Origin of the sequence: Bifidobacterium callitrichos DSM 23973 (assembly GCF_000741175.1) — a bacterium.
In the GTDB taxonomy this organism is placed as follows: domain Bacteria; phylum Actinomycetota; class Actinomycetes; order Actinomycetales; family Bifidobacteriaceae; genus Bifidobacterium; species Bifidobacterium callitrichos.
In genome coordinates this window covers 133,717-151,158 of the sequence record NZ_JGYS01000022.1, presented here as the reverse complement: position 1 = coordinate 151,158, position 17,442 = coordinate 133,717, and the positions used below count along the sequence as shown (strand labels likewise).

12 protein-coding genes and 1 riboswitch are annotated in these 17,442 nt (G+C 65.0%); all 12 genes read left to right on the top strand.

Going from position 1 to position 17,442, the window contains the following annotated elements:
• The first annotated feature begins 152 nt into the window (after nucleotides 1-152).
• Nucleotides 153-1,943: an ABC transporter ATP-binding protein gene (locus BCAL_RS10585; RefSeq protein WP_043165210.1), complete on the top strand. Its 1,791-nt coding sequence runs from the start codon at nucleotides 153-155 to the stop codon at nucleotides 1,941-1,943.
• 92 nt (nucleotides 1,944-2,035) lie between these two features.
• Nucleotides 2,036-2,950 carry a family 43 glycosylhydrolase gene (locus tag BCAL_RS10580; RefSeq protein WP_043165212.1) on the top strand — a complete coding sequence of 305 codons (915 nt, stop codon included), beginning with the start codon at nucleotides 2,036-2,038 and terminating at the stop codon, nucleotides 2,948-2,950.
• A gap of 62 nt (nucleotides 2,951-3,012) precedes the next feature.
• Nucleotides 3,013-5,052: a hypothetical protein gene (locus BCAL_RS10575; RefSeq protein ID WP_043165214.1), complete on the top strand. Its 2,040-nt coding sequence runs from the start codon at nucleotides 3,013-3,015 to the stop codon at nucleotides 5,050-5,052.
• A 68-nt stretch (nucleotides 5,053-5,120) separates the two neighbouring features.
• Entirely contained in the window at nucleotides 5,121-7,259 is a 2,139-nt protein-coding gene (locus BCAL_RS10570; protein WP_052119072.1) for a beta-galactosidase, read from the top strand.
• Nucleotides 7,260-7,394: 135 nt separating this feature from the next.
• On the top strand, nucleotides 7,395-8,942 hold the full coding sequence (locus tag BCAL_RS10565; RefSeq protein WP_052119073.1) for a glycosyl hydrolase family 28 protein: 1,548 nt from the start codon (nucleotides 7,395-7,397) through the stop codon (nucleotides 8,940-8,942).
• 41 nt (nucleotides 8,943-8,983) lie between these two features.
• On the top strand, nucleotides 8,984-10,594 hold the full coding sequence (locus BCAL_RS10560) for an MFS transporter (protein ID WP_238549691.1): 1,611 nt from the start codon (nucleotides 8,984-8,986) through the stop codon (nucleotides 10,592-10,594).
• A 107-nt stretch (nucleotides 10,595-10,701) separates the two neighbouring features.
• Nucleotides 10,702-11,742 (top strand): LacI family DNA-binding transcriptional regulator, encoded by a 1,041-nt coding sequence (locus BCAL_RS10555; RefSeq protein ID WP_043166315.1) that lies wholly within the window; start codon nucleotides 10,702-10,704, stop codon nucleotides 11,740-11,742.
• Between the two features lie 228 nt (nucleotides 11,743-11,970).
• Nucleotides 11,971-13,122 carry a Gfo/Idh/MocA family protein gene (locus BCAL_RS10550; protein WP_043166316.1) on the top strand — a complete coding sequence of 384 codons (1,152 nt, stop codon included), beginning with the start codon at nucleotides 11,971-11,973 and terminating at the stop codon, nucleotides 13,120-13,122.
• 50 nt (nucleotides 13,123-13,172) lie between these two features.
• The gene (locus BCAL_RS10545; protein WP_043166318.1) at nucleotides 13,173-14,393 is read left to right on the top strand and encodes a DUF993 family protein; all 1,221 of its coding nucleotides are present in this window, start codon (nucleotides 13,173-13,175) and stop codon (nucleotides 14,391-14,393) included.
• 30 nt (nucleotides 14,394-14,423) lie between these two features.
• Nucleotides 14,424-15,269 (top strand): sugar phosphate isomerase/epimerase family protein, encoded by an 846-nt coding sequence (locus BCAL_RS10540; protein WP_043166320.1) that lies wholly within the window; start codon nucleotides 14,424-14,426, stop codon nucleotides 15,267-15,269.
• A gap of 195 nt (nucleotides 15,270-15,464) precedes the next feature.
• Nucleotides 15,465-15,797 carry a DNA-directed RNA polymerase subunit omega gene (gene rpoZ / locus BCAL_RS10535; protein ID WP_052119197.1) on the top strand — a complete coding sequence of 111 codons (333 nt, stop codon included), beginning with the start codon at nucleotides 15,465-15,467 and terminating at the stop codon, nucleotides 15,795-15,797.
• A 248-nt stretch (nucleotides 15,798-16,045) separates the two neighbouring features.
• Nucleotides 16,046-16,125, top strand: a riboswitch (SAM riboswitch).
• Complete coding sequence (gene metK, locus BCAL_RS10530) at nucleotides 16,121-17,350, top strand: methionine adenosyltransferase (protein WP_043166322.1); 1,230 nt, start codon at nucleotides 16,121-16,123, stop codon at nucleotides 17,348-17,350. (Overlaps the previous riboswitch by 5 nt.)
• Nucleotides 17,351-17,442: the final 92 nt, after the last annotated feature.

The following is a 17,442-nucleotide window of genomic DNA, read 5'->3' as shown; positions in this document are numbered from 1 at the left end:
TGCCAACCGGTTCGGACGTCGGTTCTGGCATCCTCAATTCCTCATCCGTGAACATCCAACGTAGTCGATCCGAGGCGGCTTGTCCGCAATGTGCTGATGCTAGGCTTTTCCCTTGGAGGGAGAGCTTAGGAGCATAGGGAAGGTATGGGAACATGGCTCCACAAGCTCAAGCGGCCACGTTCGACGAATACATCCAGAACTATCGGCGCAACAGCGGTCATCCGATCCGCATCCTGCTGCACTTCTTCAAGGGCAGCGGCAGGGATCTGACCATCTCGACGATCGCGCTGATCGCCAAGCAGTCGCCGATGTGGGTCACGCCGATCGTGACCCGCAACATCATCAACTGCGCCACGGATCCGGCGTCGCATTCCGTCACGGAGATGGTGATCAACCTCATCATCGGTATCTTCTTCATCGCGCAGAACATCGGCACCGCGTACCTGTACATCAGGCACTTCGGCAAGGTGAACAGGCTCATCGAACGGCGTCTGCGCGGCAGTCTCATCGCCAAGCTCCAGCAGCTGTCGATCCGCTTCCACACGGAGACGCAGTCCGGCAGGCTCATGTCGAAGATCATGCGCGACGTGGAGAATGTGGAGGTGCTGCTCGACCAGACCTACCGCAGCCTGCCGCTGGTGATCCTCGACATCATCATCGCCGTGACCGTCACCGCGGTGAGCAGTCCGACCGTTCTCGTGTTCTTCGCGTTGGCGATCCCGACCGCGATCTTCGCGATCTGGTTCTTCCGCCGTCCGATCCGCGAGTCCAACCACGACTTCCGCAATCAGATGGAGCGCACGCAGGCGGCGGTCGCCGAGATGATCGAGATGATCCCGGTCACCCGCGCCCACGGTCTGGAGAACGTCGAGATCCGCAAGATGGACCGCAAGCTTGAGTTCATCCGCTCCGCGGGCCTCAGGCTCGACATCATCAACATCGTGTTCGGCGCCACCAGCTGGGTGATCTTCCAGATCTTCCAGCTGCTGTGTCTGGGCTTCACCGGGTATCTCGCCTATCGCGGGCGGATCTCGGTGGGTGATGTGGTCCTGTTCCAGACGTACTTCACGCAGATCGTCAACGGCGTGTCCAACATGATCAACATGTACCCGCTGCTCACCAAGGGCGTCGAGTCGATCAACTCGATCGGCGAGGTGCTCCAGGAGGACGACGTCGAGCACAATCCGAAGCAGAACGGCGTCGAACCGGGCAGGCTCGACGGCGACGTCGAATACCGGCATGTGGACTTCCGCTACAAGCCGGACCTGCCGCTCGTCCTCAACGACTTCTCGCTCAAGGTCAGGGCGGGGGAGTCGATCGCCTTCGTCGGCGACTCGGGCTCCGGCAAGTCGACGCTCATCAAACTGCTCATCGGCTTCGGCGAACCGGAGTCGGGAGCCGTGCTCGTCGACGGCGTCGACCTGAAGCGCATGGACCTCGACGCCTACCGCAGCCAGATCGCCGTGGTGCCGCAGAACACGATCCTGTTCTCCGGCACCCTGCGCGACAACATCACGTATGGTCTCGAACACGTCGACGACGCGGAGGTCGAGCGGATCATCGACGAGGTCGGTCTCGACGACGTGGTCGCCCAGCTGCCCGACGGGCTCGACACGCTGATCGGCGAGCACGGCGGCACCCTGTCCGGCGGACAGAAGCAGCGCATCTCGATCGCGCGCGCCCTGATCCGCCACCCGCGCATCATCGTGTTCGACGAGGCGACCAGTGCCCTCGACTCGGTCTCCGAGAAGAAGGTGCAGCACGCCACCGAGCGGATGATGGGCCATTGCACGACGTTCATGGTCGCGCACAGGCTGTCCACCATCCGCAACGCGGATCGCATCATCGTGCTCGAACACGGGCGCATCGTCGAACAGGGACCGTACGAGGAGCTCATGGCCGCCCGCGGCAAGTTCTGGCGGTTGAAGACCATGCAGGAGTAGCGGGAGATGACCTTCCCGAAGGTCCCTGCCGCAACCATCACCATCCACCGACCCACCATCACATCATCAGAACCATCAAAGGAGAATCCGACATGGCCACTCTCAAAGGCGTCCAGCTGTTCCGCGACACGGAAGGCAACGTAGCCCAGCTCCACGGCATCGGCGTGCAGCGCTTCGACGAGCGCTGGTACGCGTACGGCGAGATCAAGAACGACGGCAACCTCTTCCAGGGCGTCGCCTGCTACTCCACCACCGACTTCGTTCAGTGGCGTCACGAGGGCACCGTCCTGCCGGTAGGCGAGGAGGGCGAGATCTTCGGGCCGACCCGCATCATCGAACGCCCGAAGGTCCTGCGCCGCCCCTCGGACGGCAGGTACGTCATGTACCTGCATGTCGACGGCGAGAACAACTATTCGTATGCGCACATCGGCACCGCGATCGCCGACTCGCCGACCGGCCCGTTTGAATTCCTCTCCACGTTCCAGTTCCGCGGCTACGAATCGCGCGACATCGGCGTGTTCCAGGATGAGGACGGCACCGGATACATCCTGTCCGAGGACCGCCCGCACGGCACGCACATCTACCGCCTGTCCGAGGACTATCTGAGCGTCGTCGAGGACGTGGCCTGCCTCAAGGGCACCGACTACTGGGCGGGCTACGAGTCGCCGATCATGGTCAAGCGTGACGGCGTCTACTACTGGTTCGGCTCGCAGCTGACCGGTTGGGACTGCAACGACAACATGTACGCGACCGCCTCCGACCTGCGCGGCCCCTGGAGCGACTGGAAGCCGTTCACCCCGGCGGGCTCGCGCACGTTCGACTCGCAGTGCGACATCATCGTCCCGCTCGACGGCGCCGACCAGTGGCACGCCACCCGCTTCCTCTACATCGGCGACCGCTGGAACCCGAAGGACCTCGGCAACTCGCAACTCGTCACCCTGCCCATCGAGATCGGCGATCGCAAGGCGCTGCTCGAATGGCACGACGAATGGGACAACCGCCTGTAGGACACTCACCCGGGATTATCTCGGGGATCATCTCGGGAATCATCTCGGGAAAGGAACAACCCATGTACGCACTCGGCAGCAACTCACCGGTGACACCGGCGTACGCCGACACCAAGGCCATGACCTCCCAGTTGGCAGACGTATCGATCCGATTCTCCGCAGACCCGGAGGGCATGGACTGGCTGCGCCACGACCACCCGTACGCCGCCGTGAGCGCGCCGGCCGGCATCCAGTCCACCGTCCACATGATGCGCGACGGCGACACGATCGTCACCACCATCCTGCTCGGCAACGCCACCGCCAAGACCATCAGCGCCGCGGTCGGCGACATCGGCATCACCCTGCCGCTCGAGGACCGCTACTGGGATGAGACCGGCGACTACTCGATCGAACGCCACTGCAACGCGCACCTCTTCTGCGGCGGCACCTGCAGTTGGATCCTCGCCCTGCGCATGAGCGGCAAGGCGCCGCATCTGGGACTCGTCCTGACCGAGGGTGCGCTCGCCGACTACAGCGTCAGTCGCGACTTCAGCCACTACAGCAACGACCGCGGATGCTTCGTGCTGCATCCCGAGGCGATGGAGTTCGCCCCCGGGCAGACGCGCACGATCTCATGGACGATCTTCCCCTGCGCCTCGCGCGAGGACTTCCTACGCCAGGCCGCGTCCCGCAGCCGGTTCATCGACGCACGCTGGAACTCGTACGTCATGTTCCCCGACGAGACGGCCGTGCTGCGCATCCACCCGTCGTTCGCGCTTCAGCCGGGCGAGACGGTCAGCGTCAACGGACTGCCGGCCTCCCCGGACGGGGAAGGCGGATACCTGTTCTCCTACACGCCCGACGACGCGGACGCGTTCACGCACGACACCTACCGCGACCGAGTCGGCGAACACCGCTTCACCGTCCGGGCCGGCGAGCGCACGGTCACGACCCGTCTGTTCGTCTCCGCACCGATCGACCGACTGATCGCCGAACGTGTCCGCTTCATCGCCGACCGCCAGCAGTACCGCGGGCAGGACGAGCATCTCAGGGGCGCGTACCTACCGTATGACAACGAGGACGGCGGACAGTACTACTATGCGGGCGACGACAGCGGCTTGGTCGTCAACGACTACAACGCCGGCCGCGAGCGCGTCGGCATGGGACTGCTCCTCGTCGCCTCCCTGCGGGCGTTGGGCGACGGAACCCTCGTGGACGGTACCGCTCAGCGCGATTCCGACGGTCTGCGGGAGAGGCTCGCCGACAGTCTGCGCGACTACCGCGCGTTCGTCGAACGCGAACTGGTCGACACCGCCACCGGCGAGGTGTTCAACGACGCGCCCCGCGACAATTCGTATCGCCGTCTGTACAACGCGCCCTGGTACGCCGAACTGTACGTGGAGCTGTGGAAGCTCGACGGCGACGTCGAGGATCTCAGGATCGCCTGCCGCATCCTCGCATGGTTCTACGCGCAGGGGTCGTTCCGCTTCTATCCGATCGAACTGCCGATCCTCGCGCTCGAACACGCGCTCGACGAAGCCGGGGAGGCTGATCTGCACGACGAGATGCGCGACCTGTTCGTCCGTCACGCGCGCGAACTCGCAGGACTCGGGCTCAACTACCCGAAGCATGAGGTCAACTACGAGCAGTCGATCGTCGCCCCGGCCACGAGCGTGATCCTGCAGACCGCCGCACTGACCGGCGATCGGGCGCTGCTCGCCGCCGGATTCGAACAGCTGCACGTGCTCGACCAGTTCAACGGCTGCCAGCCCGACGCGCATCTCAACGAGGTCGCGATCCGCCACTGGGACGGATTCTGGTTCGGCAAGCGCAAGCAGTACGGCGACACGTTCCCGCACTACTGGAGCGGGCTGACCGGCGACCTGTTCGATCTGGCCGCCGATCTCATGGACGACGGCGAGCGGGCTTCGCAATACCGCCGTCGTGCGGACGCCTCTCGCAAGGCGTTGCTGCAGCTGTTCTTCCCGGATGGTACCGCCTCCTGCGCCTACGTGTTCCCGTTCTCCGTCAACGGCGAGCGTACGCACTTCGCCGATCCGATGGCCAACGACCAGGACTGGGCGCTGTACTTCATCCTTCGTCACAGGCTCGACGCCGAGTGATGTCATCAATCCAACCAGCGGCATCGAAGACGACCGTTACGGACGGTAGAGAAAGGACACCGATCGCCATGGCCGACACACCGACCTTCGCCGACCGCCTCGCCTCGCAGGGCGGTATGCTCTACGGCGGCGACTACAACCCCGAACAGTGGCCGGAGGAGATCTGGCACGAGGACATGCACCTCTTGCGTGAGGCCGGCGTCAACGAGGTCACCCTCAACGTGTTCTCTTGGGCGCAGCTGCAGCCCAGCGAGGACGAATACGACTTCTCCAGACTCGACCGGATCGTCGAAACCGTCACCGACGCGGGGCTCTCGATCGTCATGGCCACCTCCACGGGCGCACTGCCCGCATGGATGGCCCTGCGTCACCCCGACGTCAACCGCGTCGACGAGAAGGGGCGCAGGATGCGCCATCGCGAACGCCACAACGCGTGCATCAACAGCCCGACCTTCCGCAGGTACTCGGCGGCGCTCGCCGGCAAGCTCGCCGAACGCTATGGGCATCTCGACAATCTCGTCGCGTGGCACGTCGGCAACGAATACGGCGGCATGTGCTGGTGCGACACGTGCGCCGAACGGTTCCGCGATTGGCTCAAGGCGCGCTACGGCAGCATCGAGGCCGTCAACGAGGCGTGGAACGCGGCGTTCTGGTCCCACACCTACCACAGCTTCGACGAGATCTTCCCGCCCAACGAGCTCGGCGACATGACCAGCTGGGGCGGCAAGGCCATTCTCGGCGGCTACTCCCTCGACTACCAGCGCTTCTATGGCGAGTGCGTGCTCGACTCGTACAACGAGGAGAAGGCCGCGATTCGCCGCTTCGACCCGGTCAATCCGGTCACCACGAACATGATGGGCACGTACCCGACCTACGACTACTTCCGCTGGCGCGACAGCGTCGACGTCGTCTCCTGGGATTCCTACCCGCGTCCCGACGCCCCGGCGGCGGACGTGGCCATGAACCACGAGCTCATGCGCGGCGTTGGTGGCGGAAGGCCGTTCATGCTCATGGAGCAGACGCCGAGCCGCCAGAACTGGATGGCGTACAACACGCAGAAGCGTCCCGGCCAGATGCGCGAGCTGAGCTGGCAGGCCGTCGCCCACGGCGCCGACACGGTCCAGTTCTTCCAGCTGCGGCAGAACCGTGCCGGCTGCGAGAAGTTCCACGGCGCGCTGATCGGCTCCGACGGCACCGACCGCACGCGCGCGTTCCGCGAATGCGCCGAACTCGGCGCCGAACTGAAACGCGTCTCCGGCCGCATTCTCGGCAGCCGAGTGGCGCCGGCGAAGGTGGCGCTCGTCTTCGACTGGCAGTCGCGCTGGGGCATCGGCCTGTCCGCGGGGCCCACGATCTCGATGGACTACGTTGCCGAGGTGCGCCGCTGGTACGCCGAACTGCACCGCCGCAACATCCCGGTCGACATCGTCGGCCCGTACGATTCGTACGATCGCTACGACGTGGTGCTCGCACCCTGCCTGTACATGATGGACGCCTCGCTCGTCTCCCGTCTGCACGCCTTCGTCGATGGCGGCGGGCGACTCTTGCTGACCTCGCTGAGCGCCCTGGCCGACGAGCACGACAGCCTCTACCAGGGCGAGATCCCGGTGCCGCTGCGCGATCTGGCAGGCGTGTGGGTCGAGGAGACCGACGCGCTCGACCCGGCGAAGACCGTCGTGCCGCTGCGGTTCGCGGACGGCGCCGGCGACGGGACGGCGGCGACGCCGAACGGCCGCGTGCTGTTCGATGTGCTCGAGGCCGACGAGGGCACGCAGGTGCTTGCCACCTACGGCACCCAGTACTATGCCGGCACGCCCGCCTTCACGTTCCGTCCGAGTGCGGGCAACGGCGGCGTGTACTACGCCGCCACGTTCCCCGACGAGACGGCCATGCCGTTGTTCGTTGACCGGATCCTGGACGGCACCGGCATCGCCGGCCTGACCGCCGAACCGCTGACCGGCACGCCCGTCGACTCCGTCGCCGACATCGCCGCACCGGCCGATGGGACGCCCGTCACCATCGAGGTGACCCGCCGCATCGCCGACGACGGCACGACGTTCACGTTCGTCCTCAACCCCGCGTACGCGACCGTCAGCGTCGACCTGCCGCAAGAGCTCGCCGGACACGACCTGCTCACCGACACGGACATCGCCGCGGGACCCCTCACCCTCGCCCCCTACGCCGTACTCATCCTCGAAACGGCATGAGCGCTGTGATCGCATCGGCAACAACGTAACACGCAGTGACAAGGACATGACGGCATGACGCAGTGTGCTCAACATGGAGAACCACGAGACCGACGAGGAGATGTTCCAGGCGATGAAACAAGTTTGGGGTGAAGAATGACGACGAAGACGGGATTCCTGTTCCGGGCGGTGCCGCGTGCGTACTCGCTCACCGTCTACTGGGACAAGCCGGAGACGGCCGGAGCATCCGACCGGTATCGGCTCCGTATCGGTGATCGCGTCATCGACGGTATCGACCGTACGTTCGCCGTGATCGATGGATTGGATCCGGATACCGAGTACTCGGTCGAGCTGTCATTGCAACGGCGGACTCGTACGGAACCGGAAGCGCTTGCCGCTGCGACATTCCGCACCGCCGTCGTCAAAAGGATGATCGACGTCACCGCCGCGCCGTATCACGCGATCGGCGATGGCAGGACGCTCAACACCGACGCAATCCAGCGTGCGCTCGATGACTGCGGGCAGGACGAGGCAGTACTCATTCCAGCCGGCGTATTCCTCACTGGGGCATTGCGTATGCGATCCCATAGCGAGCTGGTCCTCGCCGAAGATGCCACATTGCAAGGCAGCACCGATCCGCGCGACTACGAACCTCGCGTGAAGGCACGTTTTGAGGGGCTCGAAATGGAATGCTATGCGAGTCTCATCACCGTGGGCGAGCTCGACCATACCGTCGGATGCACCACCGAAGACGTGACCATCCGTGGAAAGGGATCGATTCTCGGCGGGGGAGCGGAGCTCATGCACCGAGTCATCGACTCCGAACGCATACGACTGCGGGACGAGCTTGCCCGTCTCGGCGAGGCGATCCACGAATACGAGAACGCCGACACCATCCCCGGTCGTGTCCGCCCCCGACTCATCGACGTGAACAACACGCGCGGCTTCACCCTTGATGGTCTCACCGTCGGCCGGAGCTCCAGCTGGAACATCCACATGACCTACTGCGAGCAGGTGGTCACCTGCGGCTGCACGTTCGAATCGGTCGGTGTATGGAACGGCGATGGCTGGGATCCGGATTCGAGCGAGGACTGTGTGCTGTTCGACTGCCGGTTCCATACGGGCGACGACATGGTCGCCATCAAATCCGGCAAGAATCCGGAAGGCAACGCCATCGGGAGACCTACAAGTCATGTGCGCATCTTCGGATGCTCATCCAGCAGCGGCCACGGCGTGGCGATCGGCAGCGAGATGAGCGGAGGCGTCGAGGACATACGGATCTGGGATTGCGATTTCGCGGCCTGCCGATACGGCATCCACATCAAAGGCACGGCGAAACGCGGCGGTTACGTGCGTGACGTGACGGTGCGCGATTGCGCCATCGCCGCGATCACGATCCACGCCGTCTCGTACAACGACGACGGAGAAGGGGCCGGAAGCGCGCCCATGTTCGAGCGGTACCGGTTCGAGCACCTCGATGTGCTCGGTAGGCTACGCACCGAGAACGGCTCCGACAGGCCGACCACGGCCATCCTGATCCGCGGATTCGACGATCCCGAGCACTGGGTGCGTGACGTCACGCTACGTGATATCCGTCTTGGCGCAGTGCCCGATGGCAGTGGGCGCATCGAACTGGCCAACTGCAGGGACGTGCGGATGGATGGCGTGAGCGCCGTCGGCGTAGTTACGACCAAGGTCGATTGACGGACGGAATCCAACTCATGCAAACGAATACGACGGAGAACATGAACGCTAACGCGAGCGTCGCCGGTGAAGGCGGCGGCAGTAGTAACGACGACAGCGGCAGCGAGGCGTTGCATAGGGCGATGTCATCGTCCCAGAAACGTGCGATCACGATGCGGCAGGCGCTCGGCTACGGCATCGGCGACTTCTACGGCGGCGGCCAGTTGACGCTCATCGCCACGTATCTGTCGTTGTTCTGGACGCGGTTCTGCGGGATGGACATCGCCACCTCGCAGTCGGTGATCGGCATGAGCGCGCTGGTGAGCGCGGTGGCGGCCCTGTTGTTTGGCGTGCTTGACGACAATCTGTACCGCTATGACGTGGGCCGGCGGTTCGGACGCCGCCGTCTGTTGCTGATGCTCATCTCGCCGCTGCTGCTCACCGGCGTGTTCCTGTGGATTCCGGGACTGCCGATCGCGGCCTACGCCGGCATGTATGTGATCTGGGTGGTGCTGGCGCAGGTGTTCGCCACCGCATACAATCCGCTGCCGGGGGAGATGACGACCGATTTCGCGGGGCGTACGAAGCTGTCGACGGTGCGCCTGTTCGTGTCGACCGGCGCGGCGACGCTGATCCCGTTGGCGGGTAGTGCGGTCCTGTCCGTGACGGGCGAGGACCGGCCGATCGGGTATATGGTGTTCACGATCGCGACGACCGTATTGTTTGCGTTGGCGGTGTTCGCCGCATGGCGGTTCACCTGGGAGCTGACGCCGGAGCAGGCCGGTTTCGGCGCCTATGCGCGTGGCGAGGTTCGTGACGGGCATATTGGTCTGGCGCGGTGGATGCGGCGCGCGGTCAAGGTGCTGCGCGAGTACGCGACGACGCTCAACGTGAAGGAGTTTCGCAAGCATCTGGCGATCTATCTGATGGTGCAGGTGTCGATGGACGTGTTCGGCCAGACGTTCGTGTTCTTCGTCGTCTTCGACTGGGGCAGCACCGCCGCGTTCGCCTCGCTCCTGCTCGGCTGCGCGGCGGTGTCCCTGCCGTTGATGCCGCTGTTCGGCATCGGCATGACGAAGCTGGGCCCGCGTCGCATGTACGCGATCAACTTCGCCGGATGCCTCTCCGGTGTGGCTGGGTTGCTGCTGGTGTGGGTGCTGGCGGGGCGTGTGCCGGGGCCGGTGTGGACGGTGGTGGCGGTGGCGGCCTCGTTGTGGTTCTTCGCGTTCAAGTCCCTGTGCGGTTATCTGCCGTGGGCGGTGTTCCCGTACATGGCCGACGTGGATCAGGTGGTGACGCGGCGTTACCGGTCGGCGACGTTCTCGGCGATTCAGGCGTCGTTCCGTCAGCTGTTCTCGGGGTTGGCGACGATCCTGGTGGGTGTGGTGCTGGGTGCGGTCGGGTTCGATGCGACCCGGTCGGTGCAGTCGCCGACGGCGCGGATCGGCGTGGGCGCGGTGCTGTTGGGCTGGTTCGGGATCTCGATGATCCTGTGCTGGCTGATCTCCGCGCACTTAAGGATCGACAAGCGGACCGATGGCATGGTGCTCTCGGAGATCAACCGGTTGCAGTCCGGCGGCCGCAAGTCGGCGGTCGACAAGGAGACCCGTCGCACGATCGAGAAGCTCACCGGCATGCCCTACGACCAGGTCTGGCTCAACGGCGGACGGTAATGGGGCTGTCCGGTAACCATGCCGGCGGAGTCTCCCGGCGCCATGTCGAACGTGTGCATTTTCATGGAGGATTGGTGATGGCGGTTGCAGACAAGGAGCGGTGAGGTATGGCGAGAAACACGGGGCATTCCCGTCCGGTAATCAAGGACGTCGCACGTCTCGCCGGGGTGTCCGCGCCGACCGTCTCGCGATATCTCAACGGCACCGTCAAGGTCTCCGAGGACAAGCGCGAACGCATCGCCAAGGCCATCAAGCAGCTCGGGTACGAGCCGAGCGTCGTCGCGCGCGCCCTGTCCAATCAGGAGATGGACACGGTCGTCGCGTTCGCCGCGAACCCGTCCGCCTTCTCCACCTCCGAGACGAACCACGGCGTCGAGGCGGCGGCACGCAGGCGTCGCTTCCTGCTCAACATCGTCTCGCTCGACGAATCCGACATGGATTCGGTCGAGCAGCGCGTGCGGATGGGCCTGTCCGTCCGCCCGGCCGGCGCGGTGGTCTACCTGTACGACAAGGCCGGCATCAAGGCGCTCGACTACATCCCCAAGGATCTGCCGCTAGTGGTCGTCGGCGGCAGCTTCGGTGACGGCGACTATCAGGTCGTCAACGCCGAACGCGAGGGCGGGCGATGGATGACGATGCACCTGCTCGACCTGAAGCACAGGACCGTATTCCACGTGGCACGCCCGGCGGGTCCGAACGACAACACGCGCACGAACGGCTGGCGTGACGCGCTGGAGGAGCGCGGCGCCGTGATCCACGAGCCGATCATCGTCTCTCCCGACGATCTGGAGGAGGCCGTCGACGCCGGACGCCAGCTCGGCGAGCGCGACGACGTGACCGCAGTGTTCGCCGGCAACGACGAGACCGCGATCGCCGTGATCAAGGGATTGAAGGAGTCGGGACGGCAGATCCCGGACGATGTGAGCGTGGTCGGCTTCGACGACCAGCGGTTCGCTCCCCTATGGCAGCCGGCGCTGACGAGCTACAGCCAGAACTTCCTCGAAATGGGGGAGCGCGCCTTCCGCATGCTCTACGAGCAGGTCAGGGCCAAGCGCGAGGGGACCGATGCGCCGCAGCCGCGCGTCGAGGTGGTCGAGGGCCGTCCCTGCCTGCGCGGCTCCGAAACCGAATACGTCCCCTGGGAGTGACGGACGTCGGTCGGAAAGCAATCGTTTACCGTTTACATGGTCGCCGGAAGGCGGCCATTTTTCGTATATGTGCGACGGTTCGTGTGATTTGCACCACGTCATTCGGTGGTGTATAGTGCAAAGCAATGGAAAGCGCTTACCAAACATGGTGGGCACGAGGGCCAGAACAACGCAAAGTCAAGGACACGTGACTGCAAAGCCGCAATCAGCGAAAGGACACGAAAGAACATGGCAGACAAGACCATCGGAGTCATCCTCAACGGCGCCACCGGCCGTATGGGCTACCGTCAGCACCTATGCCGCTCGATTCTGCCGATCATCGAGCAGGGCGGCGTGGAGCTGTCGGACGGATCGCGCGTGCAGCTCGACCCGATCCTCGTCGGACGCCACGAATCCAAGCTTAAGGAGGCCTCCGAGAAGCACGGCGGGCTCAAGTACACCACCGACCTCGACTCGGTGCTCGCCGATCCGCACTACCCGCTCTACGGCGACTTCCTCGTCACCTCCGCGCGCGTCGAATCCCTGAAGAAGGCCATTGCCGCCGGCAAGGACATCTACACCGAGAAACCGCTTGCCGAAACCTACGAGGACGCCTGCGAGCTCGTGCGCTTGGCCGAGGCCAAGGGCGTCAAGACCGGCGTCGTGCACGACAAGCTCTTCCTGCCCGGTCTGTTGAAGCTCCGCCGCCTGATCAAGTCCGGCTTCTTCGGACGCATCCTCTCCGTCCACGGCGAATTCGGCTACTGGGTGTTCGAAGGCGACTGGCGCGAATCCCAGCGCCCCAGCTGGAACTACAGGAAGGAGCTCGGCGGCGGCATGATCTCCGACATGTTCCCGCACTGGAACTACGTGATCGAAGGCCTGTTCGGCAAGATCAAGACCGTCTACGCCGAGGCGAAGACCGAGATCCCCGAGCGCGTCGATGAGAAGGGCAACACCTACCAGGCCACCGCCGAGGACGCCGCCTACGCGATCTTCGAGCTCGACAACGGCATCACCGTGCAGATGAACTCCTCCTGGAACACCCGCGTCTACCGCAACGAGCTGCTCGAGTTCCAGATCGACGGCACCCGCGGCTCCGCGGTCGTCGGCCTGTTCGGCGCCGAGATCCAGGTGCGCGACGCCACTCCGAAGGCGTTCTGGAACCCGGACGTTCCGGACCCGCACAAGTACATGGACGGCTGGCAGGAGATCGGCACCGACGAAACCTACGAGAACGGCTTCAAGGCGCAGTGGGAGGAGTACATCCGCGCTCTCGCCGAAGGCGCCGACTACCCGTACGACTTCGCCTCCGGAGCCCGCGGCGTGCGCCTGGCCGAGCTCGGCTACGAATCCGCCGCCAAGGGCGCCAAGGTGATCGTGCCCGAAGGCCGCTACTGATCGTACCGATCCCGTCTTTTGACAAAGAGCCTTCACGAAAGGACCTACACATGGCAACATTCACACTGATCGACAAGTCCGGCGAGACCAGCAGGGTCGAGGCGAATCCGGCCCCGGCGTTCGCAAAGCCCACGCAGCCGCTCAGGTCCCGCATCGCCTACGCGGCCGCGCACGTCGTGCCGATGGCGTGGGCCGACAACACGCCCGGACGGCCCGCCGAGGTCGACTGGGAGTCGACCATCGGATTCCGTCGCATGGTGTGGTCGTGGGGGCTCGGCGTCGCCGACTGCATGGACACCGCCCAGCGCAACCTCGGCATGGACTGGGCCGCCACCGCCGAACTCATGCGCCGCTCCGGCGCCGCCGCCAGGGAATACGCCGCCAAGGAGGGCTGGGGGCGCTCCGTCGCCGACCTCGTGTCCGTCGGCGTCAACACCGACCAGTTGAAGCAAGGCGGCGACTACACTCTCGCCCAGATCGTCGACGCGTATCTCGAACAGCTCGACGTGTGCGAATCCGCCGGCGACGGCCCGGTCATCATGTGCTCGCGCCACCTGTGCCGCACCGCCAAGAGCCCGGCCGACTACATCAAGGTCTACGACGAGGTCATCGGCGCCGCCAAGAGCCCGGTCATCCTGCACTGGCTCGGCGAGGTGTTCGACGCCCAGCTGCACGGCTACTTCGGCTCTCCCGACTGGCGCGAGGCCTCCCGCACCGTCCTGACCATCATCGAACACAACCCCGGCAAGGTGCGCGGCGTCAAGATGTCGCTGCTCGACGCCGACTCCGAACGCTACATGCGCGCGATGCTGCCCGAAGGCACGATGATGCTCACCGGCGACGACTTCCACTACGTCGACCTCATCAAGGACACCGAACAGGACGATCCGAAGCACGGCGGCCGTGCCGTCATGCATTCCAACGCGCTGCTCGGCGCGTTCTCCGTGCTCGCCCCGCATGCCTCCGCCGCGATTCAGGCGCTTGACAGGGGCGACGAGGCCGAATACCTGCGCATCCTCGAACCCACCCAGGCGCTCGCGCAGCAGGTGTTCGTGCACCCCACCGAGTTCTACAAGACCTCCGTCGCGTTCATGAGCTGGCTCAACGGCCATCAGGATGCCTTCCAGATGGTCGGTGGCCTGCAGTCCGCGCGCAGCCTGCCGAACCTCTCCCACGTGGTCGAACTCGCCAACGCGTGCGGCGCCTTCGAGAACCCCGAGCTCGCCACCGAACGCTGGAACGCGCTGCTCGCGATCAACGGCATCAAGTGAACGCCTGAAACGTCTGAAAGGAAGAACATCATGACCAATCCGATCCTCTCCATGAATCAGGCGACGATCAAATACGCCGACCTCAGGCAGACCCTTGACACGCTCACTGCGGCCGGATACCGCAGCGTCGGCCTGTGGCGCGAGCCGGTCGAGGCAGTCGGCCTCGACACCGCCGTCAGGATGGTCGCCGACTCGGGCCTGAGGGTCTCGACCATGTGCCGTGGCGGCTTCTTCACGATGCCGGGGGGACCCGCCCGCCGCGCCTCCATCGACGACAACCGCAAACTCATCGAGGAGACCGCGGCCTTCGGCTGCAAGGTCCTCGTCCTCGTCGTCGGCGGACTGCCGGAAGGTTCCAAGGACCTGATCGGCGCCCGCGAACGCGTGGCCGACGCGCTCTACGAGCTGGAGAAGGATGCGCTCGACGCCGGCGTGACCCTCGCCATCGAACCGCTCCACCCGATGTACTGCACCGACCGCGCCTGTGTCTCCACGCTCGGCCAGGCGCTCGACCTCGCCGCGCCCTTCGACCCGAAGGCCGTCGGCGTGACCGTCGACACGTTCCACATCTTCTGGGATCCGCAGGTGCTCGATTCCATCGCCCGCGCCGGCCGTGAGGGCCGCATCGCCACGTATCAGGTGTGTGACTACCGCACCCCGTTCGAGAAGGACGTGCTGCTCTCCCGCCACTACATGGGCGAGGGCGTCATCGACTTCAAGTCCCTGACCGAGGCCGTCGCCGCCACCGGATGGCGCGGCGACATCGAATGTGAGATCTTCAACCAGGCCGTCTGGGACACACCGTTCGCCGAGGTCGCCGCGAAGGTCTCCGACGCCTTCGACAAGGAAGTGGCCCCGTACTGGCCGGAGCACTGATTGTTCGTTATGCATCGCGCGCCAACTAAGGAAGCGCGCAGCATGACCGCGGTCACCCTTGGACGACGCGCCGGCCGGCGAGGACGATCCATCGTCGATGATACGCCGAATTCCGGGTCTTCGGGGGAGTCCCCGGGCGGGACTATACTTGCTGCGGTTGAGATAGTTTTTCCGCATGTTGGGAGATGCACCGTTATGGCAAATGACACCGAGGCGAAGGACACCGAGCCGAAGGCCGTCGAGGAGGAGTTCGGCACCAAGCCCACCCCGGACGGTCTGGCCAGCCCGTCGATCGACGAGCTCATGGAGCACGCCGATTCCAAGTATGCTCTGGCGATCTTCGCCGCCAAGCGCGCCCGTCAGATCAACTCCTACTTCACCCAGCTCAACGAGGGCCTGCTGCAGAACGTCGGTCCGCTCGTCGAATACCAGAACAACGAGAAGCCGCTGTCCATCGCGTTCCGCGAGATCAACGACGGCCTGCTCGAGGAGACCCTCGGCGAGGACGACCTGTCCGAAGGCAACTGATCCGTGCGAGGCCGGTGGACACCGGCCGCATGGTTGACCGATAATCGAAGAACTCCGGTCCGAACTCGTCCGACACGCTTGCCCAAGCGTACGCGGACGAGTACAACTGACCCTCAGGAGCGAACAACGTAGGGCTCGCGCCGGCCGCAAGGTCTGGCACGGGCCCTTTTGTATCACCGCCGAAGGCAGCCGTTTCCGGCCTGCCGTGGACAGTGTCGGTCCTGATGTACAACCAACAATTCAAGAAACGTATCATTGTGCCCCGCACTTCCGGGCCCGAAGCGGCCGCGTATGCGAGGCGATAAGTCCGAAAGAGGGATGATATGACCAACCACGAGCGCAAGCTCATCTCCGCCGAATCCGTCACCGAAGGCCACCCCGACAAGGTCTGCGACCAGATCTCCGACGAAATCCTCGACGATCTGCTCAGGCAGGATCCGCAGTCCCACGTCGCCGTCGAGACCTCCGCGGCCACCGGCGTGTTCCTCGTCTTCGGCGAGGTGACCTCCGAAGGCTACGTGGACGTGCAGGCGAAGGTGCGCGAAACGCTGCGCCGCATCGGCTACACTTCGTCCGAGGTCGGCCTCGACGCCGACTCCTGCGGCGTGATCGTCGCCATCACCGGCCAGAGCGCCGAGATCAACCAGGGCGTCTCCCGCCTGAGCGGGGCCGAGGAGTCCGCCGCCAGCCGCGAGGAGCGCTACGAGGCGCAGGGCGCCGGCGATCAGGGCGTGATGTTCGGCTACGCCACCGACGAGACCGACGTGCTCATGCCGCTGCCCGTGCATCTGGCCCACCGACTGGCCTACCGCCTCGCCGAGGTGCGCAAGAGCGGCGAGGTGCCGCATCTTCGCCCGGACGGCAAGACGCAGGTCACCATCGAATACGACGAGCACGATCACCCGCTGCGCGTCGACACCGTGCTCATCTCCACGCAGCACGACCCCGAGGCCACCCACGAGTGGCTCGAGAAGGAGCTCAAGGAGCACGTCATCGACCCGGTGCTCGACGAGATCCTCGGCGACACGCTCAAGCACGACGACTACCGTCAGCTCGTCAACCCGACCGGTTCGTTCATCCTCGGCGGCCCTGCGGCCGACGCGGGCCTGACCGGCCGCAAGATCATCGTCGACACGTACGGCGGCGCCGCGCACCACGGCGGCGGCGCGTTCAGCGGCAAGGACCCGTCCAAGGTCGACCGTTCCGCCGCGTACGCCACCCGCTGGGTGGCCAAGAACATCGTGGCCGCAGGACTTGCGCACCGCGTCGAGGTGCAGGTCGCCTACGCCATCGGCGTGGCCGACCCGGTGTCCATCAACGTCGAGACGTTCGGCACCGAGATCGGCGGCGTGACCCGTGACCAGATCCAGCAGGCCGTGCGCAAGGTCTTCGACCTGCGCCCCGCCGCGATCATCGACGAACTCGACTTGAAGCGCCCGATCTACGCGAAAACCGCCGCCTACGGCCACTTCGGCCGCACCGACGTCGCCTTCCCGTGGGAGGAGACCAACAAGGTCGACGAGCTCAAGGCCGCCATCGCTGAACTCGCCTGAATCGACTGACCGAGCATCACCTGCGCCCTCCCATCGCGCGGTGAGGCCACCCATGACGCGGTGAATATCCCATCGCGCGGTGAGGCCGAAAT

Excerpts from the sequence above, each read along its gene's own strand:
- BCAL_RS10575 (WP_043165214.1), top strand. The coding sequence starts at position 3,013 with ATGTACGCACTCGGCAGCAACTCACCGGTGACACCGGCGTACGCCGAC.
- metK (WP_043166322.1), top strand. The coding sequence starts at position 16,121 with ATGACCAACCACGAGCGCAAGCTCATCTCCGCCGAATCCGTCACCGAA.
- BCAL_RS10545 (WP_043166318.1), top strand. The coding sequence starts at position 13,173 with ATGGCAACATTCACACTGATCGACAAGTCCGGCGAGACCAGCAGGGTC.
- BCAL_RS10565 (WP_052119073.1), top strand. The coding sequence starts at position 7,395 with ATGACGACGAAGACGGGATTCCTGTTCCGGGCGGTGCCGCGTGCGTAC.
- BCAL_RS10540 (WP_043166320.1), top strand. The coding sequence starts at position 14,424 with ATGACCAATCCGATCCTCTCCATGAATCAGGCGACGATCAAATACGCC.
- BCAL_RS10570 (WP_052119072.1), top strand. The coding sequence starts at position 5,121 with ATGGCCGACACACCGACCTTCGCCGACCGCCTCGCCTCGCAGGGCGGT.
- BCAL_RS10555 (WP_043166315.1), top strand. The coding sequence starts at position 10,702 with ATGGCGAGAAACACGGGGCATTCCCGTCCGGTAATCAAGGACGTCGCA.
- rpoZ (WP_052119197.1), top strand. The coding sequence starts at position 15,465 with ATGGCAAATGACACCGAGGCGAAGGACACCGAGCCGAAGGCCGTCGAG.
- BCAL_RS10585 (WP_043165210.1), top strand. The coding sequence starts at position 153 with ATGGCTCCACAAGCTCAAGCGGCCACGTTCGACGAATACATCCAGAAC.
- BCAL_RS10550 (WP_043166316.1), top strand. The coding sequence starts at position 11,971 with ATGGCAGACAAGACCATCGGAGTCATCCTCAACGGCGCCACCGGCCGT.
- BCAL_RS10560 (WP_238549691.1), top strand. The coding sequence starts at position 8,984 with ATGAACGCTAACGCGAGCGTCGCCGGTGAAGGCGGCGGCAGTAGTAAC.
- BCAL_RS10580 (WP_043165212.1), top strand. The coding sequence starts at position 2,036 with ATGGCCACTCTCAAAGGCGTCCAGCTGTTCCGCGACACGGAAGGCAAC.